Origin of the sequence: Labrenzia sp. 011 (assembly GCF_003075075.1) — a bacterium.
Taxonomy (GTDB): domain Bacteria; phylum Pseudomonadota; class Alphaproteobacteria; order Rhizobiales; family Stappiaceae; genus Roseibium.
In genome coordinates, this window is record NZ_QCYM01000005.1 from 1 (window position 1) to 24,555 (window position 24,555).

25 protein-coding genes are annotated in these 24,555 nt (G+C 63.0%); 19 read left to right on the plus strand and 6 right to left on the minus strand.

All coding sequences use genetic code 11. From position 1 onward, the window contains the following. The first annotated feature begins 209 nt into the window (after window positions 1–209). A complete protein-coding gene (locus DCO57_RS07445; protein ID WP_116698253.1) occupies window positions 210–944 on the plus strand; it encodes a hypothetical protein in 735 nt (244 codons plus the stop codon). A gap of 87 nt (window positions 945–1,031) precedes the next feature. Here the strand turns inward: DCO57_RS07445 and DCO57_RS07450 are convergent, their stop codons facing one another. The 5 genes from DCO57_RS07450 to DCO57_RS07470 all read right to left on the minus strand — a co-directional run bounded on the left by DCO57_RS07450 (window position 1,032) and on the right by DCO57_RS07470 (window position 6,209). After that, entirely contained in the window at window positions 1,032–1,700 is a 669-nt protein-coding gene (locus tag DCO57_RS07450; RefSeq protein WP_116698254.1) for a GntR family transcriptional regulator, read from the minus strand. A gap of 117 nt (window positions 1,701–1,817) precedes the next feature. Next, entirely contained in the window at window positions 1,818–2,405 is a 588-nt protein-coding gene (locus tag DCO57_RS07455) for a cupin domain-containing protein (protein ID WP_116698255.1), read from the minus strand. After that, window positions 2,402–4,303, minus strand: a complete 1,902-nt coding sequence (locus DCO57_RS07460) for a TRAP transporter fused permease subunit (protein ID WP_116698256.1) — start codon at window positions 4,301–4,303, stop codon at window positions 2,402–2,404. The genes DCO57_RS07455 and DCO57_RS07460 overlap by 4 nt, the downstream gene beginning before the upstream one ends. Window positions 4,304–4,372: 69 nt before the next feature. Then, entirely contained in the window at window positions 4,373–5,299 is a 927-nt protein-coding gene (locus DCO57_RS07465; protein ID WP_116698257.1) for a TAXI family TRAP transporter solute-binding subunit, read from the minus strand. 112 nt (window positions 5,300–5,411) lie between these two features. After that, on the minus strand, window positions 5,412–6,209 hold the full coding sequence (locus DCO57_RS07470) for an IclR family transcriptional regulator (RefSeq protein WP_116698258.1): 798 nt from the start codon (window positions 6,207–6,209) through the stop codon (window positions 5,412–5,414). Window positions 6,210–6,415: 206 nt separating this feature from the next. Between DCO57_RS07470 and DCO57_RS07475 the strand changes: the two genes are divergently transcribed. From DCO57_RS07475 to DCO57_RS07560, 18 genes are all read left to right on the plus strand, one after another. Further along, on the plus strand, window positions 6,416–7,252 hold the full coding sequence (locus DCO57_RS07475) for a cyclase family protein (RefSeq protein ID WP_116698259.1): 837 nt from the start codon (window positions 6,416–6,418) through the stop codon (window positions 7,250–7,252). Between the two features lie 60 nt (window positions 7,253–7,312). Continuing rightward, on the plus strand, window positions 7,313–7,660 hold the full coding sequence (locus tag DCO57_RS07480) for a cupin domain-containing protein (protein ID WP_116698260.1): 348 nt from the start codon (window positions 7,313–7,315) through the stop codon (window positions 7,658–7,660). Continuing rightward, the gene (locus DCO57_RS07485; protein ID WP_116698261.1) at window positions 7,660–8,460 is read left to right on the plus strand and encodes an SDR family oxidoreductase; all 801 of its coding nucleotides are present in this window, start codon (window positions 7,660–7,662) and stop codon (window positions 8,458–8,460) included. Before DCO57_RS07480 ends, DCO57_RS07485 begins: the two co-directional genes overlap by 1 nt. Before the next feature lie 2 nt (window positions 8,461–8,462). After that, a complete protein-coding gene (locus DCO57_RS07490; RefSeq protein WP_116698262.1) occupies window positions 8,463–9,389 on the plus strand; it encodes a 3-hydroxyacyl-CoA dehydrogenase family protein in 927 nt (308 codons plus the stop codon). A 36-nt stretch (window positions 9,390–9,425) separates the two neighbouring features. Next, window positions 9,426–10,712: an ABC transporter substrate-binding protein gene (locus tag DCO57_RS07495; RefSeq protein ID WP_116698263.1), complete on the plus strand. Its 1,287-nt coding sequence runs from the start codon at window positions 9,426–9,428 to the stop codon at window positions 10,710–10,712. Between the two features lie 63 nt (window positions 10,713–10,775). Continuing rightward, entirely contained in the window at window positions 10,776–11,504 is a 729-nt protein-coding gene (locus DCO57_RS07500) for an ABC transporter ATP-binding protein (RefSeq protein WP_116698264.1), read from the plus strand. Then, the gene (locus DCO57_RS07505) at window positions 11,497–12,201 is read left to right on the plus strand and encodes an ABC transporter ATP-binding protein (protein ID WP_165814681.1); all 705 of its coding nucleotides are present in this window, start codon (window positions 11,497–11,499) and stop codon (window positions 12,199–12,201) included. Before DCO57_RS07500 ends, DCO57_RS07505 begins: the two co-directional genes overlap by 8 nt. Before the next feature lies 1 nt (window position 12,202). Continuing rightward, a complete protein-coding gene (locus DCO57_RS07510) occupies window positions 12,203–13,066 on the plus strand; it encodes a branched-chain amino acid ABC transporter permease (protein WP_116698266.1) in 864 nt (287 codons plus the stop codon). After that, window positions 13,066–14,085, plus strand: a complete 1,020-nt coding sequence (locus DCO57_RS07515) for a branched-chain amino acid ABC transporter permease (protein ID WP_116698267.1) — start codon at window positions 13,066–13,068, stop codon at window positions 14,083–14,085. Before DCO57_RS07510 ends, DCO57_RS07515 begins: the two co-directional genes overlap by 1 nt. A gap of 14 nt (window positions 14,086–14,099) precedes the next feature. Further along, window positions 14,100–15,035 (plus strand): 3-keto-5-aminohexanoate cleavage protein, encoded by a 936-nt coding sequence (locus DCO57_RS07520; protein ID WP_116698268.1) that lies wholly within the window; start codon window positions 14,100–14,102, stop codon window positions 15,033–15,035. Window positions 15,036–15,045: 10 nt separating this feature from the next. Next, a complete protein-coding gene (locus DCO57_RS07525) occupies window positions 15,046–15,855 on the plus strand; it encodes a glutathione S-transferase family protein (protein WP_116698269.1) in 810 nt (269 codons plus the stop codon). 69 nt (window positions 15,856–15,924) lie between these two features. After that, entirely contained in the window at window positions 15,925–16,914 is a 990-nt protein-coding gene (locus DCO57_RS07530) for a TRAP transporter substrate-binding protein (protein ID WP_116698270.1), read from the plus strand. A gap of 55 nt (window positions 16,915–16,969) precedes the next feature. Beyond that, a complete protein-coding gene (locus DCO57_RS07535) occupies window positions 16,970–17,479 on the plus strand; it encodes a TRAP transporter small permease (RefSeq protein ID WP_116698271.1) in 510 nt (169 codons plus the stop codon). Further along, window positions 17,476–18,774 carry a TRAP transporter large permease gene (locus DCO57_RS07540; protein WP_205756104.1) on the plus strand — a complete coding sequence of 433 codons (1,299 nt, stop codon included), beginning with the start codon at window positions 17,476–17,478 and terminating at the stop codon, window positions 18,772–18,774. Before DCO57_RS07535 ends, DCO57_RS07540 begins: the two co-directional genes overlap by 4 nt. Window positions 18,775–18,781: 7 nt before the next feature. Further along, window positions 18,782–19,708 (plus strand): D-2-hydroxyacid dehydrogenase, encoded by a 927-nt coding sequence (locus tag DCO57_RS07545; RefSeq protein ID WP_116698272.1) that lies wholly within the window; start codon window positions 18,782–18,784, stop codon window positions 19,706–19,708. Further along, entirely contained in the window at window positions 19,705–20,871 is a 1,167-nt protein-coding gene (locus DCO57_RS07550) for a M24 family metallopeptidase (protein ID WP_116698273.1), read from the plus strand. The genes DCO57_RS07545 and DCO57_RS07550 overlap by 4 nt, the downstream gene beginning before the upstream one ends. Before the next feature lie 11 nt (window positions 20,872–20,882). After that, the gene (locus DCO57_RS07555) at window positions 20,883–21,848 is read left to right on the plus strand and encodes an amidohydrolase family protein (RefSeq protein WP_116698274.1); all 966 of its coding nucleotides are present in this window, start codon (window positions 20,883–20,885) and stop codon (window positions 21,846–21,848) included. Window positions 21,849–22,099: 251 nt separating this feature from the next. Then, window positions 22,100–23,167, plus strand: coding sequence for a Gfo/Idh/MocA family oxidoreductase (locus tag DCO57_RS07560; RefSeq protein ID WP_116698275.1), 1,068 nt, complete (start codon window positions 22,100–22,102; stop codon window positions 23,165–23,167). Window positions 23,168–23,254: 87 nt separating this feature from the next. On the opposite strand, the gene DCO57_RS07565 is transcribed toward DCO57_RS07560, so the two are convergent. Further along, window positions 23,255–24,547 carry an amidohydrolase family protein gene (locus DCO57_RS07565; RefSeq protein WP_116698276.1) on the minus strand — a complete coding sequence of 431 codons (1,293 nt, stop codon included), beginning with the start codon at window positions 24,545–24,547 and terminating at the stop codon, window positions 23,255–23,257. Between the last annotated feature and the right edge of the window lie 8 nt (window positions 24,548–24,555).

Below are 24,555 nucleotides of genomic sequence, written 5' to 3' on the forward strand. Positions count from 1 at the left end.
CATCTTGTCCGTCTAGAATAATTTTGTTCTGCGTGAATTGTTTTGGCAAGAGGGTGGAGTGTATAGGTTTTTGTTGCTTAACGCTATTTCAGCGCGGTAATCGCGTTCAAATTGGGAAACTTCCGATCAGCCGTTTGCACCAAAATCAATGATCAACCTCTTTGGAAACCACACTGGGCCAAACGCAGGACTGTGCGGGAACAACGCGAATGGTGTCAAAAATTTTTCTGTTGCGCACAGTGGTTTGGCTTGCTATGGCCGTCGCGGCGTCCCTGATAATTTATATTTTCTTCTGTGTGGACGACAAAACCTGGGCGGCACAGGCAGCATCCACAGCTAGAAACGCCGGCTATCTGATCAATCTATTTGCATTTGTTCTTATTCTGAGTTCCGGGCAGTTTCGGCTCTTTGGCCTGAATATTTTCTTCCTGCTATTGATGCTGGTGTGCGCGGTTTTCGGCTTGATAGATGCTTTTCCCGGGACCGGAGGGCGGTACGGCAACCAATGGGCTGATATCTCGGCGGGGATCGGATTGCTCAACTACCTGGCAATGAGTCTGATTTTACACGAGCAATGGACGATTGCGTTTACTGTTCTGGGCGGGGCGTTTCCCGCCGTGACGTTGGGCACATATGTTGCGTTGACCTCTCCTCTGGAAAGGGAATTCGCAGACATCGACCCCGAATCAACCTGCATGTACCGCATTGAGCAACCTGATGTGGGCGGCATCAAGTTCGATCGTATTTACTCGTTCTCCGAATTGAACCTTGGCTTTTTCATTGGCGAACATTCTCCACGGGTTGCAAAGATCAAGGGAGATGATGCCTATCTGTGGAGATATGCCGCGCGAGAATTTTCAAGACCCTTTCGCGGTTCCAGCCTGCCATCAGATCTGTTTTCCGAATTGGTTCGGAACTGTACAATTCATCCCGGAAAAATCTGAGTTCCATTGACCAGCGGATGCCCGGCCCGACTCCCGGGAAGCGCAGGGGAGCGGAAACCAGCAAAGCCTTGATCACCGCGATTGGTATCAGGCCCCCGGAACCTCGGAGGACTGGCGCAGGAATTCTCCTGTCTGCTGGTAGTGACTGCGCAGCCGGCTGGAGGCCAGGTCGGCATCGCGCGCCACCGCGGCTTCCAGAATTTCGCGGTGTTCCCCGGGAACGTCGCGGGTGCCGTAATTCTGCGAGCGGCCCGCAAGATACCGGTAGCGGACGTTCAGGTCGTAAAGCTGGCTGCAGTAGCGCAGCAGGATCGGTGAAGCGCAGTTCGCGAGCATGGCCATGTGGAAGGTCTTGTGCAGCTCCTCGAAGACCGGAATGTCGGCCGGATCGACCCGGGCCATGCGATGATGGGCCAGGACGATGGTTTCCTCCCAGGCGTCATCCGCATGGGCAATGCTCTGCCTGAGGGCCATGTCCTCCAGCGCGCAGCGCAGCATCAGGATCTCGCTGAAGTTCTGATGGCTGACGGGCGCGGCGCGAAAGCCGCGCTGGTCGAGCCGTTCGACAAGCTGGTCCGAAACCAGAAGGCTCAGCGCTTCGCGAATGGGGGAGGCGCCGGTTTCAAGACGTTCCTTGAGATTCTCGATCTTGAGTTTCTCGCCCGGGCGCAGTTCCCCGGTCACGATCATCTGGCGAAGCGCGGAATAGGCCGTTTGCGTGGCCGAGATGATCGATGACTGGGCAACTGTATCCATTTTGAAATTATCCTGAAAAATCCTGAGGCTGGAAGCCCGGGCGCACCATATTCACCGGGTCGGGTGTTCGCAAGCGACAGCCCGGAACGAGGGGGGCTGCCCCGGAGTTGCCCACAGTCAGGACCGGTTGCGGGACGGAATTCCCCGCCGGTCGTCTTCGGCGGCGTCCCGGCGCGTGACAGCGTCGACAAGAACGAAGGCGATGATGCATGTTTCGCTGCCCCGGTTCGACCAGGCATGATTGGTGCCGCGCTGGATGACCACGTCGCCGGCCTTGAGCAGCACGTCGTCTTCGGGCGCGTCCATCAGCATCCAGATCTCCCCTGTCAGAATGATCGCGTAGTCGAGGCTGTCGGTGCGATGCATGAAGGGATGGCGCGCGTCCTCGACGATATTGGCGGCTGCGCCCATTTCGGCAAATGCGGCACGGCCGTCGAGGCCCGCCAGGACCTCGGGATCTTCCGGCTTGAATTCCACGCAGCGGAAAACGCTGCCATTGGTGGGCGGATGAAGGATGAAGTCGCCGGTGCAGGTCTCGGTCGGTCCGTCATATTCCGCCGGAGTTCCGTCCGAGAGCCAGAAATTCGTCAGCCGTACGCCCGGCCGGTTCGGTCGTTCGAGATATTGGGCCGCGACCGTATCGCTCTCGATGATCGCCTTGCCGCCGGCATCATGTCCAGTGACGACCCGCCGAAATTCTCTCATGTTTCGTTCCTTCTGAATAAGTCGCGTTTTTTGCGAAGCTGGAAGTGGGAGACGGCCCAGAGCGCGGCCAGCAGACAAAGACCCAGACCGGCGCTCAGCGGATGCTGCAGCAGCAACAGCACGCCGGCCAGGGCTGCCGCCCCACGCGCCACAGGGGAAATCCTGTCCTGAATGACACCGATGACGGCAACAGCGATCGCTCCGACACCAAGCATGCCCGTGATCACGGCCATGAGATTTTCCGGGAGCGTTCCCTGAAGCAGCAGCCCCGGACCGAAACAGAAGGCAAAGGGCAGGATGAAGCTCGGAGCCGCATAGGCGGCGGCTGTCCATCCCGAGCGGTTGATATCCGCTCCCGCGATGCCTCCGGCAACATAGGCCGCCAGGGCGACCGGCGGCGTGATGGTGGAGATGCAGCCGAAATAGAAGACGAAGAAATGGGAGGTCAGCAGCGGAATGCCCATCTTTACCAGCGCGGGCGCAACCACCGTTGCCAGGATCAGATAGGCAGCCGTCGTCGGCAGGCCCATGCCGAGTATGATCGAGGCCCCCATGGTCAGCATCAGGGCGATGATCTGGTTGCCGCCGGCGCCCATGTCGATCAGCACGGCGATCTTGGAGCCCAGGCCCGTCATGCCCAGGATACCGGCGATGATGCCGGCCGCGGCGCAGGCCGCCGAAATGGTCACGACCCCGTTCGCCCCGTCCACGATCGCACCGGCGATCTGGCGCAGGAGATCGGCCCCGCCCATGCGCCGGGTCAGGGCCGTGGCGGCGATCAGCACCACCATTGCCCACAGGGAGGCCTTGAAGGGCGAATATCCCCACAGCATCAGCCCGATCAGCAGGGCGAAGGCCAGGATGAAGGGCAGACCGTTCCAGAGAACCTTGGCCATGGGGCGGTCGTCGGTCTGGTCCGCCGGTGCTGCCGTGATTCCGCTTTTGACCGCGCGCAGATGAACGACGAACAGGACCGTGGCGAAGAAGAGGATCGCCGGAAGCAGGCCTGCCGCCATGACCTGCGGATAGGAGACGCCCACGACCTCGGCCATGATGAATGCCGCGGCGCCCATCACAGGCGGCATGATCTGGCCGCCGGTCGAGGCCACCGCCTCGATGGCCGCGGCCTGATGCGGCTGGTAGCCCTCGCGTTTCATCAGGGGGATCGTCAAGGTGCCGGTGACGGCGACATTGCCGGCGGCGGAGCCCGACACCATGCCGATCAGCGCCGAGAAGAGAACGGCGGACTTGGCGCTTGCGGCCCGCAGCCCGCGGGTCAGCCGGCTGGCGATTTCGAAGAAGAACTCTCCGGCCCCCAGCCGCGAGAGCAGCGCTCCGAATATGGTGAAGGTGACGATATAGGTGGCCGCGACCCCCACCGGAATTCCGTAAATGCCCTGGGTATCCGTCGTCAGGAAGGCGACAACCCGCTCGAACCCGTAGCCGCGTCCCTGCAGGATACCAGGAAGATAGGGGCTGAAGAAGGGATAGGCGAAAAACAGTCCGGCGATGACGGCAAGCACCGTTCCCACGCCGCGCCGCGCCGCCTCGAAGACCAGGACAACGATGACGATGCCCGCGTAATAGTCGTTTGCGGTTGTCATGCCGCCGCTGAAGGCAATGGCCTTCCAGCGTGACAGCAGCCAGAGGCTCGCCAGAATGCCGGCGCCGATCAGCACCATGTCGATCCCGCGCGCGATCCGGCTGTGCGCCAGGCGCGTTGCCGCCGGCTGGCGGGCGAAGAGGATCGTCAGGGCGAACATCAGGTGGGTCAGGCGCAATTCCATCGTCGAGATCGACACGAATCCCGAAACCACAAGCAGCTGGTAGGCGCCGAACAGGAAGGCGACAGCGGTCAGGATCGAGGGTTTCCGGAAGTGCCGGGCTGGCTGGCTCATGAGGGACTCTGGCGCTTGGGTCTTCAGGGGAAAAAGGGCACGGGGAGCCTGTCCCCGTGCCGGGAGCGATCAGTCGCCGAAATAGGCGGCGGCGCCCTCGTGCAGGTCGATGGACAGGCTGCTGGCCCGGCTCTTGTCGATCTGCCTGGCGTTGGCGTTCTCCGCTGCGAATTCGTCGAGATGGTCGTAGATCGCGGCGGTGATCGCTTCGGCCTTTTCCGGCGGCATGTCCGCACTGACGATGAGCATGTTGGTCACGCCGAGCACGCCGGAATCGGCGTCCATGCCGTAGACATCCGCAGGAATGTCATAGGTGCTGTAGGCCGGGTTCTGTTCCAGGATCTCTTTCAGCTTGTCCGCCTCGAAAGTGATCATGCGGAGCTTTCCCGAGGCAGCGGCCTGCATGACCGCGGCGGCCGGATAGCCGGACAGGGCGAGTGCGGCATCCACCGCGCCGTCGGACAACTGGCTGAAGCCGTCCCCGTAGCTCAGGAAGCTGGGGGTGATGTCGTCAAGCGTCATGTCGTGAATCGGCATGATATTGTTCAGGAAGCCGAGCGTCCCGCCTCCGGCCGGCCCGACAGCGACACGCTTGCCGCGCAGGTCTCCGAAGCTTTGAATATCCGATCCGGCCGGCACGACCATGTGGAGCACGCTGGGATGAAGCGGGCCGAGCGCGCGCAGGTCCATCGGGTTTCCGTCATAGGCACCGCGACCGGCAACTGCGTCGGCCGCCAGGTTGGCGGAGGTGATGCCCAGTTCCACCTCTCCGGCGGAAACGAGACGCGGGTTCTGCACCGATCCCTGGGTGACGATGGGCACCATGCTCAGGTCGTCCCCGGCATATTCGTTGACCAGATTGGAGATGCTTTGCCCGATCGGGAAAAAGGCGCCGCCGACACTGGCGGTTCCGATGCGGTATTCTTCCGCCTGTGCGGTCATGGCGGCCGCGCTGAACAGAGCGGCGGCCGCGATGGTTTTCAGATTGAGTGACATTGTATGGATCCTCCCTATGAGGGAACCATAACAACGACATTTTTATCTTACAATAATTAATATCGATATTTTTAACGGCGCAGAAAATCGCCCCAATATGGATTGGTGCCTGCTACGGCGTCGTGTCCGGACGATCCTGTTCCATCATGCGCTCCACATGCTTTGCCGTCAGCCGCAGGGTCGCTTCCACCTTGGGACGGATCTCCTTGAAGCGGGTCGAGGGCACGGGAACGGAGATCGAATGAATGTCGCCGGACCAGTCCCGGAAGGCGAAACCGATGGCCGAGATGCCGCGGGTGTGTTCATCCAGGTCATAGGCAAGACCGTTCTTCCTGACTTCGGCCAGGGTCTCCATGAACGTGGACAGGTCACGCTTGATACCCTGGCGGCTCCATTCCGTGAGCGCCAGATCCCGGGCTGTCGTGTCGTCGAGCAGGGCAAGGCAGGAGAGGCCGTTGGCGGTGCTCGTCAGGGGAAAGGCTTCTCCGACCGAGGAAACGGTCCGCAGCCGGTGGGTTCCGGGCACCTGGTCGAGAAAGATCATGGCCGGTCCGCGCAGAACGGAAAGGTCGGCCGTTTCTCCGGTCGCCTGGGAGAGTTCCGTAAGGTGGAGCCGGCAGCATTCGACAATGTTGTAGCGGGCGGCCTCGGCCAGAGCGCTCAGCTCCGGGCCCAGCCGGAGCTTGCCGCCATTGGCGCCGGAAATCACCAGCCGCTCCTTCTGCAGCGCGCCGACAATGCGCTGCACGGTCGAGCGCGGCAGGCTGACCGCCTCGGCGATCTGGCCGAGGCTCATGCCCGACTGGTCCTCCTTCAGGGATCTCAGGATCTTGGCGGCCCGTTCAATGACCTGAATGCCGTTACGGCCCCGATCTGGCTCGGTGCCGAGGGAGGTTTCTTCTGCGCTCATGATGTGACAGCCGGTTCTTTTTTGGTTTGTGGAGATGGGAATGTCCCACCATACGGTACAAGTGGCCTGGGATGCAAATAATTATTGACTGCCATGCGGTGCATATGTACCATCATGCGAAACAGTGTCATTGATATCTGTCACTAGGAAACATAGTCATCAGTATCGCAACACCGCTTCGGCGGTGCAGGGAGGAGTATTGCGAAATGGTTGAAATCCGCGGCATCGAGTTCCAGTCGAATACCGAAAACGACATGGGGCTGGAGTTCTACAACCTCAGCCACCGCTTCGGGTACCAGTGCCCAAACTGGCCTTATTTCCGGGACGTTCAGATCGAGCGCATGCACTACATGGCCAAGTCCGGTGTTCTGAGCCAGACGATCACCACGACGATGCATGTGACCACCCACATCGACGCGCCCGCGCATGTGGTGCAGGGAACGCCGTTCATCGACGAAGTGCCGCTGCCGCATTTCTTCGGCTCGGGTCTCGTTGTGTCCGTCCCCAAGAAGAAATGGGAGCAGATCACTGCTGACGACCTTGAAAAGGCCTGCGGCCATGCGATCAGGAAGAACGACGTCCTGATCATCAATACCGGCTGGCACAAGGTCTATGACGACGGCGACTATTTCCCCTACTGCCCCGGTCTGGTGCCTTCGGCAGCCGACTGGATTGTCGAAAAGGGCGTGAAGGTCGTCGGTCACGACACGCAGGCCAACGATCACCCGCTGGCAACCGCCATCGGTCCGCATCGCAACGGCCCGCTGCTGCCGCATCTGGCGGACGAGTACAAGGAATGGTCCGGCGGCATTGCCTGGGACGAGGCCTTCCCGGAGTGGGAGCCGGTGCACAACAAGCTGTTTTCCAACGGAATTCTCGGAATCGAGAATGTCGGCGGCGATCTCGATGCGGTCACCGGCAAGCGCTGCACCTTTGCATTCTTTCCCTGGAACTGGGACCGCGGCGACGGCTGTATCATCCGTCTTGTCGCCATGATCGACAAGGGACAGAAATACCGGATCGAGGCCGGCGAGAACTTCTGAGCCGCTGCCGCCCGAAGCGGCGGCTTTCCATGAACTTGCGATCCACGGGAGGGGAGCGCAATGCATATCAAGCGTTTCGAGGAAGCGCAGGCCTATGAGGCCCCCAATCACTGGGGCGTCCACGGGCTCCGCTTGCAGGGTTTCGAAGAGGGAGGACCGACCAATCAGTGGGTCGGCTTCTCCCAGTTCCTGCCGGGCGGAGGTGCCGGGCCCGATTCAACACCCTTTGAAAAAGTCTATGTCGTGCTCGATGGCGAAATGACCATCGAGTGGGACGGCGGGTGCGAAGTGCTGCGCGCCATGGACAGTTGCACCATCCCGCCCGGGGTGGTGCGGCGGATCGAGAACAGGTCGAACCACGTCTGCAAGATGCTGGTCGTCGTACCCTACCCGCCGGAGGCAATCTGATGACGGACAGCTGGACCAATCCCCTCGGTCTCTTCGACGTGTCGGGCAAGGTGGCCCTGATCACGGGCGCTTCCGGCGCACTCGGCGCGGTCGCCGCCAGGGCGCTCGCCGGGGCTGGCTGCAAGCTGGTGCTTGCGGCTGGCAATGAGGCGGCTCTCAAGGCGGTCGTGACCGATTGCGAGGCTCTTGGCGCCGAGGTCGCCTCGATGAGCATACGCCCGTCCGACGAGGCCGCATGCGATCAATTGGTCGCCCTCGCGGTTGAGCGTTTCGGCGCGCTCGACGTGCTGGTCGTGGCATCCGGCATGAACAAGGTTGCCAAGATCGAAGACCTGACCCCGGCCGATTTCGAAAACGTCATGAATGCCAATGTGACCCAGTCATGGCTTCTGGCGCGGGCTGCCGCACGGCAGATGAAGACGCAGTCGGACGGCGGCAAGATCGTGCTGGTCTCTTCCGCGCGCGGGCTGCTGGGACATCCGGCAGGCTATACCGCCTATTGCGCCTCCAAGGCGGCGGTCGACGGCATCACCAAGGCGCTGGGCTGCGAGCTCGGTGAAGACAACATCACGGTCAACGCCATCGCGCCGACCGTGTTCCGCTCGCCGCTGACCGCCTGGATGTTCGAGGACAACGAAAAGGCCAGGGGCTTCCGGGACGGATTTCTCGCCCGTGTGCCCAAGGGGCGTCTCGGCGAGCCGGAAGACCTGATCGGTCCCCTGCTGTTCCTCGCCTCGCGCGCTTCCGATTTCTACACCGGGCATATCCTTTATGCCGATGGCGGATACACGGCGGGCTGAAGATGGCAGGAACACCCAACATCGCTGTTCTGGGAGCCGGTCTCATGGGGCACGGTATCGCCCTGACCTTTGCCCGGGCCGGGCACGGCGTGCGGGTCTATGACCCGTCTTCGGCCGGTCTGGACGCCCTGCACGCACGGGTGTCGGCCAGTCTCGGGGCGATGGGGGCCGAATCCCGGGAGATCGATGAAACCCTGTCGCGTATCGCGCCGGATCCGGAGATCGCAACCTGTGTCGCCGACGCGGGTTTCGTGTTCGAGGCGGCTCCGGAAAAGCCCGATCTGAAGCGGGGCCTCTTCCGGGAAGTCGAACGGTTCGCACCGTCAGACGCGATCCTTGCGTCGAATACATCCGTCATTCCGATCACGACCATCGTGTCCGATCTGGAAGACAGGACACGGGCGCTGGGAACGCACTGGTGGAATCCGCCGCACATGATTCCCCTGGTTGAGGTCATCCGCACCGAATGGACCGCGGAAGCCGCGATCGAAGCGACGGTCGCCCTGCTGTCGTCCGTCGGAAAAACGCCGGTTCGTGTCGAGAAGGACGTGGCCGGCTTCATCGGCAACCGCCTTCAGCATGCCATGTGGCGGGAAGCCATCTATCTGGTCGAGAGCGGGGTCTGCACCGCGGAAGCCGTCGATCAGGTGGTCAATGCCAGTTTCGGGCGCCGTCTGTCGGTGCTCGGGCCGCTGGCCAATGCCGATCTCGTCGGCACCGATCTGACACTCGATATCCATGAAAACGTGCTGGCCGACCTGGATAACCGGCCAACCCCCTCGCCCTATTTGCGCGACCTCGTGAAAACAGGGAAGCTTGGCATGAAGAGTGGCGAGGGTTTCATGAGCTGGACGCCGGAGGCGATGGAGGACGTCCGCCAGCGTGTAGCCACTCATCTGCGGAGGCTCGAGACGATTCTACCCGACTGACAGCCTGCCGTACCAAGCGCATCTGGGAGGAAGACCATGACGCTATTTTGGAAGACTGAAGGTATCAATCGCCGCACGTTCCTGGCCGGAGCTTCGGTCGGACTGGCGGCGCCCGCCATTCTGACACGCACACGCGCCTATGCGGCCGACCCGGTGATCAGGATCGGTCACGTGAGTCCGCGCACCGGACCGCTGGCCGGTTTCGCCGAGGCCGATGACTACGTCCTTGAAGGTGTCCGCAAGGCGCTGGCCGGCGGGATTGAAAACAACGGCAGGACCTATCAGGTCGAGATCATCTCCAAGGACAGCCAGTCGAACCCCAACCGCGCGGCGGAAGTGGCCTCGGAGCTGATCCTCGGCGACGAGGTGGACATCATCGTCGCCGCCTCGACCCCGGACACGACCAATCCGGTGTCGGACCAGGCGGAACTGAACGAGGTGCCCTGCATCACCACCGACTGCCCCTGGCAGCCCTATTTCTTCGGCCGCAACGGCGACCCGGCGACCGGCTTCGACTTTACCTACCACTTCTTCTGGGGGCTCGAGGACGTCATCAAGGCATTCCTCGGCATGTGGGAGGAAAGCGGTGTCGAGCGCAAGGTCGGCGGCCTGTTCCCCAACGATGCCGACGGCAATGCCTGGGGCGATGAGATCCACGGCTTCCCGCCTGCCCTGATCGGCAGCGGCTTCGAACTGACCGATCCGGGCCGCTATCAGCCGCTCACCGATGACTTCTCGTCGCAGATTTCGGCCTTCAAGGCTGCCGGTTGCGAGATCGTCACCGGCAACATGATCTCGCCGGACTTCGCCACCTTCTGGTCGCAGGCGGCCCAACAGGGCTTCGCGCCCAAGGTCGCCACGCTCGGCAAGGCGCTGCTGTTCCCCTCGTTCATCGAGTCCCTGGGCGACCGCGGTGACGGCTTGACCTCGGAAATCTGGTGGACGCCGGATCATCCGTTCTCCTCGTCCCTGACCGGAATGACGGCGAAACAGCTGGCCGACGGATACACGGCTGCCTCCGGACGTCCGTGGACCCAGCCGATCGGCTTCAAGCACGCGCTGTTCGAGGTGACCACCGACGTGATCCGCCGCAGTGCCGATCTCGATGATCCGAACGCCATTCTGGAAGCGGTTTCGGCCACGGATCTGGCGACGGTCGTCGGCCACGTCAACTGGAACTTCGGTCCGGTCAAGAATGTCTCCAAGACACCTCTGGTCGCCGGCCAGTGGCAGAAGGGAGCCAATGGCATGGAGCTGGTGATTACATCCAATCACAGCGCGCCGGAAATTCCCACGACGGGCACGTTGAAGCTCCTCGGCTAACCGGACAAGACGCACGGCCTGTTGCCGTGCGTCTCCAGGTCAGACAACAAGGCGCGGATTTGAATGACTGCTGTTCTGGAACTCAAGGGCGTTTCCAAGGCCTATGGCGCCATCACCGTCGCCGATGAGCTGAGCTTTCAACTCGGCCATGGCGAGGCCATCGGCGTGATCGGGCCGAATGGGGCGGGCAAGACATCCATGTTCAACCTGATCACCGGCACGATTCCCGCCGACCGGGGGCAGATCCTGCTGAAGGACCGTGATGTCACCCGGCAGAGCGTGGCGCGGCGCTGCCGTGCCGGCATTGCCAGGTCGTTTCAGATTCCGCAGCCGTTTTCGGCGATGTCGGTGTTTGAAAACACCCTGGTGGCGGCCACCCACGGAACCCGGAACACGCTCGCCTCCGCCAATGCCCATTGTCTTGAAGTGCTCGAGCTCACCGGCCTCATCGACAAGGCCAATGAGCCGGCCGGCAGCCTGACCCTGCTCGGGCGCAAGCGGCTTGAGCTGGCCCGGGCCCTTTGCGCGCGCCCCCAGGTGCTTCTGCTCGATGAAATCGCCGGCGGCCTGACGGAAAAGGAGTGTCACGACCTGGTCGCGACCATCAACACAATCCGCGGGACCGGCCTGTCGCTCATCTGGATCGAACATATCGTCCATGCACTGCTGTCCGTCGTCGACCGGCTGATCGTCATCGATTTCGGCAGGAAGATCGCCGATGGCGATCCGAAGGAAACCATGTCCAGTCAGGCGGTCCAGGAAATCTACATGGGAGTGATTGCCGATGGCTGACGCGGTTCTCTCCACCCGGTCCCTCGAGGCCTGCTACGGCGACTTTCAGGCGCTCTTCGGGGTGTCGATCGACGTCTATCCCGAAGAGGTCATCGCCATCATCGGCGCCAACGGGGCCGGCAAGACCACCCTGATGCGCTCGATCACGGGTCTTCTGACCAACCAGCCGCAGATGGTGACCTGGAAGGGCCGGTCCATCGGCGCCCTGAGGGCGGACCAGATCGCCCGCCTGGGGATCGCGATGGTTCCGGAAGGCCGCCAGCTGTTCCAGTCCCTGTCCGTCGAGGAAAACCTGATCATCGGTGGCCAGGTGGGGCGCAGCGGAGCCTGGTCCCTGGAGAAGGTCTACGACCTGTTTCCAGTCCTCAAGGAGCGCCGGAATGTCCCGGCGACCTCGCTGTCCGGCGGTCAGCAGCAGATGGTCTCGATCGGACGGGCGCTGATGTCCAATCCGGACATTCTGCTGTTCGACGAGATCAGTCTCGGCCTTGCGCCCATCATCATCAAGTCGATCTACGAAGCGCTGCCGACCATCATCGGCGAGGGCATGAGCGCGATCATCGTGGAACAGGACATCGCCAAGGCGGTGAGCGTGTCGAGCCGGGTCTACTGCCTGCAGGAAGGCCGGGTTTCGCTCGAGGGTCGGCCGCAGGACCTGACTCGCGACGCCATCAGCGCCGCCTATTTCGGAGTTTGAGATGGATTGGGTCAACGCCATTGTCCAGGGAGTTCTGCTCGGCGGGTTATACGCGCTGTTCGCAGCCGGCCTGTCGCTGATTTTCGGCGTGATGCGGCTGGTCAACATCGCCCATGGCGATTTCATCGTGCTGGCCGCGTTTCTCGGGCTGACAATCACCACCACGCTTGGCCTGTCGCCCCTGGTGGCATTGGCGCTGGTCGTCCCGGTGATGGCGGCCATCGGCTACGTGCTTCAGCGCGGCATCCTCAATCGCACCCTGGGGGACGACATCCTGCCGCCGCTCATGGTGACCTTCGGCCTGTCGGTGATCATCCAGAACGGCCTTTTGGAAATCTACAGCGCCGATCCGCAGAAAATGAGTGCCGGAGCCCTTGAAACCGCAAGCCTGTCGCTGCCCGGCGGTCTCAATGTCGGCGTTCTGCCGATCCTGATGTTCGCCGTGGCGGTGGCCGTCATCGCCGGTCTGCAGTGGATCTTCTACCACTCGTCGCTCGGGCGGGCCTTCCGGGCGGTGTCCGACAAGCAGGACATCGCCCAGCTCATGGGGCTCAACAAGGCCCATATCTTCGGGCTCGCCATGGCCCTGTCCCTGGCGGTTGTCGGCATTGCCGGCGTGTTTCTCGGCATCCGCACCAGTTTCGACCCGTCGATCGGCCCCGGCCGGCTGATCTTCGGCTTCGAGGCGGTGATCATCGGCGGCCTCGGCAACCTGTGGGGCACGCTGATCGGCGGCATCATTCTCGGCGTCAGCCAGAATATCGGCGCCCAGATCAATCCGGGCTGGCAGCTGCTTGCCGGTCACATCGCCTTTCTCTTCGTGCTCGCTGTCCGCCCGCGTGGCCTGTTTCCCAGGATCGACTGATGACAACCGAACGCACATATTCGATTTCACGATCCTCGAAAACCAGCCTGGTCGCGGCGGTTGTCGGGCTGCTGGTTCTGGTCGGTCTGGCCGCGGCGCCCCTGTGGGCCGGACGCGCCGACATGCGCCTTCTCAGCGAGGTGTTCCTCTATCTGTCCCTGGCGTGCCTGTGGAATCTGCTCGCCGGCTATGCGGGACTGGTCTCGGTCGGCCAGCAGGCGTTCGTCGGCTTCGGCGGCTACATGCTGTTCGCCCTGGCGATCTTTGCCGGCATGTCGCCGCTTGCGGCCATTCCGCTGGCCGGCCTTCTGGGCGCGCTGGTGGCTGTTCCGGTCGCCCTGCTGATCTTCCGTCTGCGCGGGGCGTATTTTGCCATAGGCACCTGGGTGATTGCCGAGGTCTTCCGCCTGTCGTTTGCCCAGATCTCCGCGCTCGGAGGCGGCTCGGGAACCAGCCTGCCGGTTGCCCTGGTGAAATCGATCGCCTCCAGCCGGTCCATGCGCGAGGCGACCACATACTGGATGGCTCTGGGCATGGCCGTGCTGGTGCTGGTGGTGATCTATGCACTGCTGCGTTCGCGCAACGGACTGGCCCTGACCGCCATCCGCGACAGCGAACTGGCCTCGCAGAGTTTCGGCATCGACATTTGGCGGCACAAGTTTGCCGTCTATCTCATCACGGCCGGTCTGACGGCGATGACCGGCGCCCTGATCTTCCTGCAAAAGCTGCGGATCTCGCCGGATGCCGCCTTCAGCGTCAACGACTGGACGGCCTTCGTGATCTTCATCGTGGTGATTGGCGGCATCGGTACGCTGGAGGGACCGATCCTCGGCGTGATCGTGTTCTTTCTGCTTCGTGAAACCCTGGCCGATCTCGGCTCCACCTATCTGCTGATCCTCGGGGCCGTGGCGATCGTGGTGATGCTCAAGGCCCCGAAAGGGCTCTGGGGAATGCTCAAGGAGCACACCGGCCTGGAACTGTTCCCGCTGTCGCGGCGAGTGGTGAAAGACAAGACTTGAAAAGGGAGGCGGCATTGGCTCGCAAACGCAACAAGACCATCATAACCTGCGCGGTCACCGGGGCAATCCATACCCCGACCATGTCCGATGCGCTGCCCTACACCTACGACGACATCGCCCGGCAGGCGATCGATGCCGCGGAAGCGGGGGCGTCCATCCTGCATCTGCATGCGCGCAACAACGAGACCGGGGCGCCCTCCGTCGACCCGGCCGATTTCGCGCCGTTCCTGTCACGCATCAAGCAGGCGACCGATGCGGTCGTCAACATCTCGACCGGCGGATCGCTCACGCTCTCCATTCAGGACCGGATCAGGCCCGCCGCCACCTTCAGTGCGGAAATGTGCTCGATGAACATGGGCAGCATGAACTTCTCGTTCCATCCGCTCGCCGGCCGGTATGACAGCTGGAAGTTCGACTGGGAGCGCGATTATGTCGCCAACTCCGACGGCAATATCTTCCGCAATACCTTCAAGGACATTCGCGAGGCCGCCGAGACCCTGGCTCCGCATGACATCAAGTTCGAACATGAATGCTACGATGTCGGCCATCTCTACAACCTGAAATTCTGCATGGATGCAGGGCTCTTCAAGGCGCCGATCTTCATCCAGTTCGTCATGGGCATTCTCGGCGGCATCGGTGCGGATATCGACAATCTGGTCTTCATGAAGAAGACTGCCGACAAGCTGTTCGGCGACGACTATCGCTGGTCCGTTCTGGCGGCGGGGGTTGCCCAGATCCCGATGGCCACCACCGCCAGTCAGATGGGCGGGCATGTCCGTGTCGGTCTCGAGGACAGTCTGCTCATCAGCCGCGGCAAGCTCGCCGATTCCAATGCCCAGCAGGTTGCCAAGATACTCCGGATCGTGGAGGAACTCGGCAGCGAAGTGGCAACACCCGAAGAGGCGCGCGAATTGCTCGGCCTCAAGGGTGGTGACAAGGTAAATTTCTGAAAGGCTAGCCATGCTCACGCTTTACCACGCACCGACCAGCGTCTGTTCCCAGAAGGTCCGGGTCGGCCTTGCCCTCATGGGGCTTCGTTATGAAAGCCGCATGCTGAACCTTCAGGCGGGCGACCAGTTTGAACCTGATTATCTGAAACTGAACCCCGATGCGGTGGTGCCGACGCTGGTCGATGGCGATCTCGTCGTCGTCGAATCGAGCCTGATCCTTGCCTATCTCGACCGGGAGCATTTCGGCGCACAGCTGATGCCCTCCGAACCGGCGGGAAGGGTGCGCGCGGAGCACTGGCTGCTGCGCTGCCTGGCCATTCATGCGGCGATCAACACCCTCAGTTTCTCGACGGCGATGCGCAAGAAGCTCCTTGCCGAAAAGACCCCTGACGAGATCGACGCCCTGGCCGCGAAATTTCCCGACCCGATCATGGGGCAAAAGCGCAAGGACCTGATCCTGAACGGGCTCGCTTCCGCCTATGTGGGGCAAGCCCTGGTGCATCTGCGGCGCCTGTTTGTCGACATGCAGGCCGAGCTTGAAGAAGGCCCGTGGTTGGGTGGCAACCGGGTCGGCATCGCCGACGTCGCGCTTGTCGCCTATGTCGACCGTCTGGACAGGCTGGGATTCGGCGGCTTCTGGGAGGAGGAGTTTGCCCGGGTCGGTCCCTGGCTCGACACCTGGAAGGCTCTTCCGGCCTATGCCAGCGGTATCGCCGATCACGTGCCGCCAGGCACCGCCGAGACCATGCGGTCCGGTGGAGCTGCGCATTGGCCCGAACTGGCGCGACGCTGGAAGGCGCTTGCCGACGAAACGCAGTAAGAATTTTCCGCCCGGCCCGGGCGGAAGAACGGCGGGCCATGCCCGCGGTGAATTGGGAGGAGAACTATTATGAGAAATCTGAAACCGATAGCAGCCGCCGGGGTGCTCATGGCGGGAATGTTCACCGGTCCGGCCATGGCCGAAACGCTCAAGGTGACCACGTTCCTGCCGCCGGTGCATACTTTCGTCAAGGCGATCAATACCTGGGGTGAGGAGCTTGCGGACAAGTCCGGCGGCGAACTGGAACTGGAAGTGTTTCCGGCCAGCCAGCTCGGACCGGCACCCCGCCAGTTCGACATCGTCCGCTCCGGCGTTGCGGATATCGCGATTTTCCTGCACGCGGTCACGCCGGGACGTTTTCCGATGACGGAACTGGCCGGACTGCCCCTGACGCATCCCTCCGCAGGGGATTCAAGCGCGATCACCTCGCGCCGGCTGACGGAACTCGCGCCCGAATATCTTGCCGCCGAGCATGAGGGAACGCGCATTCTCTGGGTGGCGGTGACCCCGCCGCTCAAGGTCAATCTGGCCAATGCCGATCCGAGTGATCTCGGCAACCTGAAGGGGCTTCGTCTGCGCTATGCCGGCTCCACCTGGCAGCAGATCGTGGAAGCGCTGGGCGCGTCGCCCGTGCCGGTTCCACCGGCCGAAACCGGGGAAGCCATTTCGAAGGGCATTGTTGACGGTGCCACCTTCCCCTTCGAGGCGACCATGGCGTTCGACCTGGGGCCGGTGGTCAAATACTCGATGGAACCGGGCCTGGCATCGGCGACCTTCGCCGTCGTGATGAGCGATGCGGCCTATGACCGCCTGTCCCCCGAGATGCAGAAGCTGATCGACGAGACGACCGGTCCGGACCGGGCCGCATGGTTCGGCGCCCTTTGGGATGAGGGCGAGGATCACGGGCGCAAGTATATGGTCGATGCCGGTGTCGATATCGTCAAGCTGAATGACGGGCAGATCGAAAGCCTGCACGAGACCTTCGCCTCCATTGTCGAACGCGGCAAGGAAAGTGCGGGCGACAAGGCGGCGGCCTTCCTCGAGGCCTACACGAAATGATGACCTCGCGGTCCGCCCGGTGGCGGGCCGCGACATCGGCTGAAAGGCGCGTCTGATGCTTGAAAATTCTGAAAAGACTGACCTCGTGACCCGCATCATGCATCTGATTGCAGGGATCGCACTGGTCGTGATGATGCTTGTCGTGGTCGGCGACATCGTGTTGCGTGCCGTTTTCAACCTTCCGATCCAGGGGGCCTATGACGTGGTGGGCATCGCGCTGCTGGTCATGACCATGTTCGGCATCGCGCCGGTGGTCGCCCGCCGGGGAGAGATCGTCATCGATCTGGCCGATGCCTTTTTGCCTCAGGCGGTTCTTCGGCTGCTCGCGGTCATCGCGGCTCTGACGGGCGTTTTCCTGTTTGCCTTTTTCGGCTGGGCGATGTTCGCGCCGGCAATGGATGCCTGGCGCTGGGGCGAACGTTCGCTTGAGCTGGGCCTTCCGAAATGGCCGTTGTGGCTCATCGCCTTCACAGGTCTGGTCGGCATTTTCTGGGCCTACCTGCTGCAGCTCCGCCAGTCGCTTCGCAAGGCGCCCCCCGCTCCGGATGAAGAGGGCGGGCTGTGAGCAGTTTTGTCCTCGGTCTCGGCGGCATTGGCCTGATGCTGGTCCTGCTGTTCCTGCGGCAGCCGGTCTGGCTGGCGCTGGGGGTCATCGGGCTTGCCGGCAACTGGATCCTCAACAGCCTGATGTCGGCGAAATTCATCGCCGGCACCACGATGTTCGACGTTGCCTCCAGCTACAATCTCTCCGTCGTGCCCCTGTTCATCCTCATGGGCGAAATCGCCACGGGGTCGCGCATGTCGGCGGAACTCTTCAATGCCGCGCGTGTGGTTCTGTCCGGTGTGCGCGGCGGCCTCGGTCTTGCCACCCTGGCGGCATCGGGAGCGTTCGGTGCGATCTGCGGCAGCTCCGTCGCCACCGCTGCCAGCATGACCCGGATCGCCATGCCGGAAATGAAGCGCGCGGGCTACCAGGAAGGCTACGCCGCCGCTTCCGTCGCCGCGGGCGGGTCGCTCGGGATCCTGATCCCGCCATCCATCATTCTCGTCATCTACGGCTCGATCACCGAAACCTCGGTGGCGCGCCTGTTTGCCGCTTCCATGTTGCCGGGTCTTGTCCTGCTCCTTCTGTATGTCGCCGTGGCGCTTGTCGTGGCCCATCGCGGCTCCGCCGTGCCCGACGAAGCCGCTGCTTCCTTTCGCGAACGGGTCAGGGCGCTCAAGGGGCCGTGGCAGTTCGTGGTGCTCTTCGTTCTCACGATCGGAGGGATTTATGCCGGGTTGTTCAGCCCGACGGAGGCTGCCTCCGTCGGAGCCTTTGGGGCGGCCGTTCTGGGTTTCATGCGCAGATCTCTCACGATAACGGGTCTCTTCGACGCGGTGAGGGCCAGCGTTCTGGTGTCCTGCGCGCTCTTCATGATCATCATCGGTGCGACGCTTTTTGCCAATTTCGTGGTCCAGACCCGGCTGCCGGACACCTTGCTGGCGCTGGCCCAGTCCGCGGACCTGGCGGCCTGGCAGGTGATGGCGATCATCGTCGTCATCTACATCGTGCTCGGCTGCTTCCTGGAAGGCATCGGCATGGTGCTGATCACCGTGCCCGTGTTCCTGCCGATCGTCGCCGGTTTCGGTTTCGATCCGGTCTGGTTCGGCGTGCTGGTAGCGCTGCTGGTCGAACTCGGTCTGATCACGCCACCTGTGGGCATGAATCTCTTCATCATTCGCGCCCAGATGCCAGAGGTGCGCATGCAGGAACTCTACCGGGCGATCCTGCCGTTCCTGCTCGCGCCGGTTATTCTGATCGCCATCCTGTTTGCCATCCCGTCACTGGCGCTCTGGCTGCCATCCATCTTGTATTGAGGACCCGATGTCGATCCTGATCCTGGAATCGAATGCCGATTTCTATGCCTCCAGACTGGCCGAAGCCGTGCCGGATCTGGACTTCAAGTCCGCCACCTCCGAAGACGAGGCGCTATCGCTCGCCGGCGATGCCACGGTTCTGGTCGGGCTCGCGCCCTATCTCAGCCCGAAGCTCATCTCCGCTTGCGAAAAACTGGAATGGATCCAGGCGCTGACCACGGGGGTGGACAATCTCAAGGGGCTGAAAAACGTCGCAATCACCAACTGCCACGGCATTCACGGTCCGCAGATGTCGGAGCTGGCCGTGATGACGATGCTCGCCGCACTACGCAATTTCCCGAAGATGCTGGCCAACCAGAAAGCCCATGTATGGGAGCGCTGGCCGCAGCCGATCCTGAGCGGGCGTACGGCCTGCATCGTTGGCCTGGGGGCTATTGCGGAGCATCTCGCCGGTATTCTTGCCGCCTTCGGCATGACCGTCACCGGCGTGTCCGGCGGGCGCAGCGAAGCGCCGGGCTTTGCGAAGGTCTTCCCGCGCGACAGGCTTGCCGAAGCGGCCGGCGAAGCGGATTTCCTCATCCTGCTGACACCCTACAGCGCACAGACTCATCACATCGTCGATGCGGCGGTGATTGCCGCCATGAAGCCCACCGGCATCCTGGTCAACATTTCCCGCGGTGGCTGTCTCGACGAGGAGGCCCTGGCGCAGGCCTTGCGTGCCGGGCGCATCGCCGGGGCTGCGCTGGACGTTTTCTCCGGATCGCCGCTGTCGCCGGACGATCCCCTGTGGGACCTGCCGAACCTGATCGTCACGCCGCATATCGGAGGATTCTCCGACGTCTACCGCGAGCAGGCGCTGCCGATCCTCGTGGCGAACATGGCCGACTACGCAAAAGGCGGCGTGGCAGCCCTGAAAGGAAGGCTGGACCGATGACCAATTCACCGATTTCGGCGCGCGAACTCGACCGGCGCCAGGCGCTGGCGCGCGGCGTCATGGAAGATCTGGAACTGGACGCTCTGGTCTGCCAGGCCCGCGAGGACTGGATGGGCGGCTATGTCCGCTGGCTGACCGATGTTCCCGCCAACAACGGCTATCCGCGCACGGTGATCCTTTTCGCGGACCGGCCGATGACCGTGGTCGAGATGGGGGCTTTCGACACCGACCGGAAAACGGATCCGCTTGCCATGCCGACACGGGGTGTCGGCCGGGTGCTGGGAACGCCGTCCTTCCATACGGTCGACTACACCATCGATTACGACAGCGAACTGGTGGTGGCCGCGCTCATGGAGGCCGGCGCGAGCCGGGTAGGCACGCTCTGCCCGGCGGCACTGCCGCACGGTCTGATGCGCGCGCTGGAAGCCGTGTTCGAGCCGGTTGACGCCACCGATGCGCTCGACCGGGTGAAGGCGGTCAAGAGCGCGGAGGAAGTCGCGCTTGTCCGCCAGGTTGCCGCGCTGCAGGACAAGGTCTTCGAGGAAGTCTGCGACTTCATCCGGCCGGGTCTGACCGACCGCGACGTGGCAGCCCATGCGGAAGCCGTCGGTCGCCGGCTCGGATCCGATCAGGGCATCTATCTGGGCCTCTCCGCGCCCCTCGGCCAGCCGTCGAGATTCATGAACCGGCCCTTCCAGACCCGCGAGATCCAGCCCGGCGATCACATGTCGTTGCTGATCGAGATCAACGGTCCCGGCGGTCTCTATCTGGAGATTGCCCGCACCATGGTGCTGGGCAGGGCCGACGATCATCTGCTGCAGGCCTTCGCGAACGTGAAGGAGGCCCAGGAGCACACGCTTTCGCTGATGAAACCGGGCGCGGCCCCGGCTTCGATCGCTGCGGCGCATGATGCCTGGATGGAGGCGCGCGGACTGCCGCCGGAGATCCGGCTCTATGCCCATGGCCAGGGCTGCGAGATGGTGGAGCGGCCGCTGATCCGCCGCGACGAAACCATGCCGCTTGTGGAAAACATGTGCCTGGCCGTTCACCCCGGATACGACGACGGTCGGGTCTTCGCGGTGATCTGCGACAATTACCTGATCACCGCGGACGGTGTCAGCGATTGCCTGCACAAGACTGACAAGAAGATTTTCGAACTGTGAAAGACCCCGCGATGACCCTGACTCCGAAGATCCTCCTCGAAGAACACTTCATGCACCCGGATTTCGTCGACTACTGGGCGACGACCGCGCCGAATATCAGCCCGGACCTGTTCGGCAAGGCGCGGACCGCGCTTGAGGATTTCGGCGGGATGCGTCTTGACGCCATGGACGGCATCGGCGCGGAAAAAGCCGTCCTGTCCCTCGCAGGACCTGGTGTCCAGGCGGAAAAGCGCACCGAAACGGCTGTGCGTCTGGCACGTCAGGTGAATGACTTTCTGGCTGCGGAAATGGCGAAACAGCCCGACCGTTACGGCGGTTTCGCCCATCTTGCGATGCAGGATCCCGCCGCGGCGGCCGACGAACTGGACCGTTGCGTGACCCAGCTTGGCATGCAGGGCGCGATGATCAACGGTCAGACCGGTGGCACCTATCTGGACGACGACCGCTACGCACCCTTCTGGGAGCGGGTCTCGCACCTGCAGGTGCCGGTCTATATTCACCCGAACAACCCGCCCGAGCAGGTGCATATGTACGCCGGCCATCCCGAGCTCTGGGGCCCGGTCTGGTCCTGGACGGTGGAAACGGCGACCCATGCGCTGAGGCTGGTCTTTTCCGGCACCTTCGACCGTTATCCCGGTGCGAAGCTGGTGTTGGGCCATCTCGGTGAATGCCTGCCCTACCTGATGTGGCGGCTCGACAGCCGCTGGGAGATTTCCAATCGGGGATCCATGCGTCTGGAAAAGGATCCGTCCGCGTATTTCAGGAACAATATCTGGGTGACCACCTCGGGCATGTGCGCCGACGCGCCCCTGCGCTGCGCCCTCGACATGATGGGCGAGGACCGGGTGCTGTTTTCGGTCGACTATCCGTTCGAGCAGGCGGCCGAGGCCGGTGACTGGATCGAGCGGGCTCCTCTTGACGACAGCACGCGCGCGAAGGTCTGTCACGAAAATGCCCGTGCCCTGCTGACCCTCTGATCCGTCCGGCACCGGCTGCCCTCAACGCGTCCGGAGTGTCCTGTCTTTCATGGTTCCTCCCTCGGCAAGCCGCCCCTGTTGGGCGGTTTGCTGGTTTGAGAGGGCGGATCGTTGAAGCCTGATTGCCGTGGCGGAGCTGTCCTGCAAGCCGGTTTTCCGCCGCTCGTCAGGCTGATACATGTCTGCTGGTCCTCCGGGTGACTTGCCGGTATACCGGTATCCGATAGCTGGATCTGGCCTGGGGGGAACAGATGGACGTTGCCGGAAAACGCGGTTCGCCGCCACTGGGGGTGGCGTTGATTGGTGCCGGAATGGTCGCGGGAACCCATCTGGCGGCCATCGACCACGCGCGTGACCATGTGATCCTGCGCGGCGTTCTCTCCAGAAGGGCGGAGCGGGCAGAGACGCTGCTGGAGGGGGTGCCGGATAACTATCCCTGCGCACCGCGGGTCTACCGGGATCTGGACCAGTTGATCGCCGATGACACGGTGGATGCCGTGGTCGTCCTGACCCCGGCGAATGTGCGGCTGGACCTGATCGGCCCGATCGCCGCCAGCGGCAGGCATATCCTTCTGGAAAAGCCGGTGGCGCGCACTCTGGCGGAGGCGGAAGCCGTTGTCGACCTGTGCGAGAATGCCGGCATCCACCTTGGCATTGTCTTCCAGCACCGCTTCCGGGAAGCCTCCCTGAGCGCCAGGCGCCTGATCGAAGACGGCGGGTTGGGCCGGCTCGGTGCGGTCGAGGTTGCCGTGCCCTGGTGGCGCGACCAGTCCTATTACGACGAACCGGGGCGCGGGACCTACGAACGTGATGGCGGCGGCGTGCTGATCAGCCAGGCCATTCACACCATCGATCTCATGCTGTCGCTGACCGGCGCGGTGAGCCGGGTGCAGGCGCTCACGGGGACGAGCCTCTTCCACAAGATGGAGGCGGAGGATTTCGCCGTAGCCGGACTCAAGTTCACCAATGGCGCGATCGGATCCTTCACCGCGAGCACCTGCAGCTTTCCCGGCTCGCCCGAATCTCTCTCCCTGCATTTCGAGAAGGCCGGCCTGCATCTGGCCGGCGGCATTCTCACCGTCCGCTGGCGGGACGGAAACACCGAAACCTTCGGAGCGGGCAGCGCCACCGGTGGTGGGGCCGATCCGATGGCCTTCACCCATGAATGGCATCAGTCCGTTCTCGAAAACTTCGCCGATGCGGTTCGCCGTGGTGTTTCGCCGGCGATAACGGGGCGTGAAGCCCTGGCCGCGCATCGGCTGATCCATGCCATCGAACAATCCGCGCGCAATGGCCGGGTCTGGGAGCTGCCGGGGTGAAACCTGCGGAACCGGAAGTGACCGAGGGCTGATCCGGGATGGCGCCTCCTCGGTCTTCTCCCGCTTTCCGGTGGACCGGATTTCCGTTCAGGACTCGATCGGGGCATACTCGGAGGAATTGACGGTCGCCGGGCGACCGGGAAGCTCCAGCGCTGCCGTGCGTGCAGGTGTCGAGGCGATTACCCTGCCGCCCTTGACGACCTTGAGGCGCGTCGCTTTCAGGCGGATTGCCTCAATGGTGTCGCGGGCCTGCAGCAGCACGAAATCCGCCCTGCAGCCGGTCTCCAGCCCGTAGCCTTCCAGCCCCATCGCCTTCGCGGGGTGGCTGGTGACGCATTCGAAGCAGTAGCGGATGTCGTCCCGGCTGGTCATCTGGGCCACATGCAGCCCCATGCTGGCCACTTCCAGCATGTCGCCGGAGCCCATGGAATACCAGGGGTCCATCACGCAATCATGGCCGAAGGCCACATTGACGCCGTGGGACCGCAATTCCGGCACGCGGGTCTGGCCGCGGCGTTTGGGATAGCTGTCGTGCCGGCCCTGCAGCGTGATGTTGATCAGCGGATTGGCAATCGCATGGATCTCCGCTTCCGCGATCAGCGGCAGCAGCTTGGAGACATAGTAGTTGTCCATGGAATGCATCGAGGTCAGATGTGATCCGGCAACCCGCCCCTGCAGCCCGAGGCGCTGTGTCTCGAAGGCAAGTGTCTCGATGTGCCGCGACATGGGGTCGTCGGTCTCGTCGCAATGCATGTCCACCATGAGTCCGCGCTCCGCCGCGATGGCGCACAGCCGGGCGACGGATCTGGCGCCGTCGTCCATCGTGCGCTCGAAATGCGGGATACCGCCAACGATGTCGACACCCATGTCCAGAGCCGCCAGAAGGTTCTTTTCCGCGTTGGCAGAGCGGTAGAACCCGTCCTGCGGAAAGGCCACCAGCTGCAGGTCGATATAGTCCCGGACCCTGTCGCGGACCTCGAGCAGGCCCTTGACGCCGGTCAGCCGGTCATCGCAGACATCCACATGGGTGCGGATTGCCAGCAGGCCCTGGGAGACCGCCAGGTCGCAATATTTCAGCGCCCGTTCGACCACCGCCTCGACCGTCAGGATCTCCTTCAGCTCGCCCCAGAGCGCAATGCCTTCCAGCAGGGTGCCGCTGCGGTTCATTCGTGGCAGGCCGAGGGACAGGGTCGCGTCCATGTGGAAATGGCTGTCGACGAAAGGCGGCGAGACCAGCTGGCCGCCGGCGTCGATTACCGTTCCCGCCTCGGCGCCGATCGCGGCTTCGACGGCCACGATGCGGCCGCCCCGGCAGGCGATGTCGATCCCGGTGCGTCCATCCGGCAGATTGGCGTTCTTGACGAGAAGATCAAAGCTCATGGGCGGCG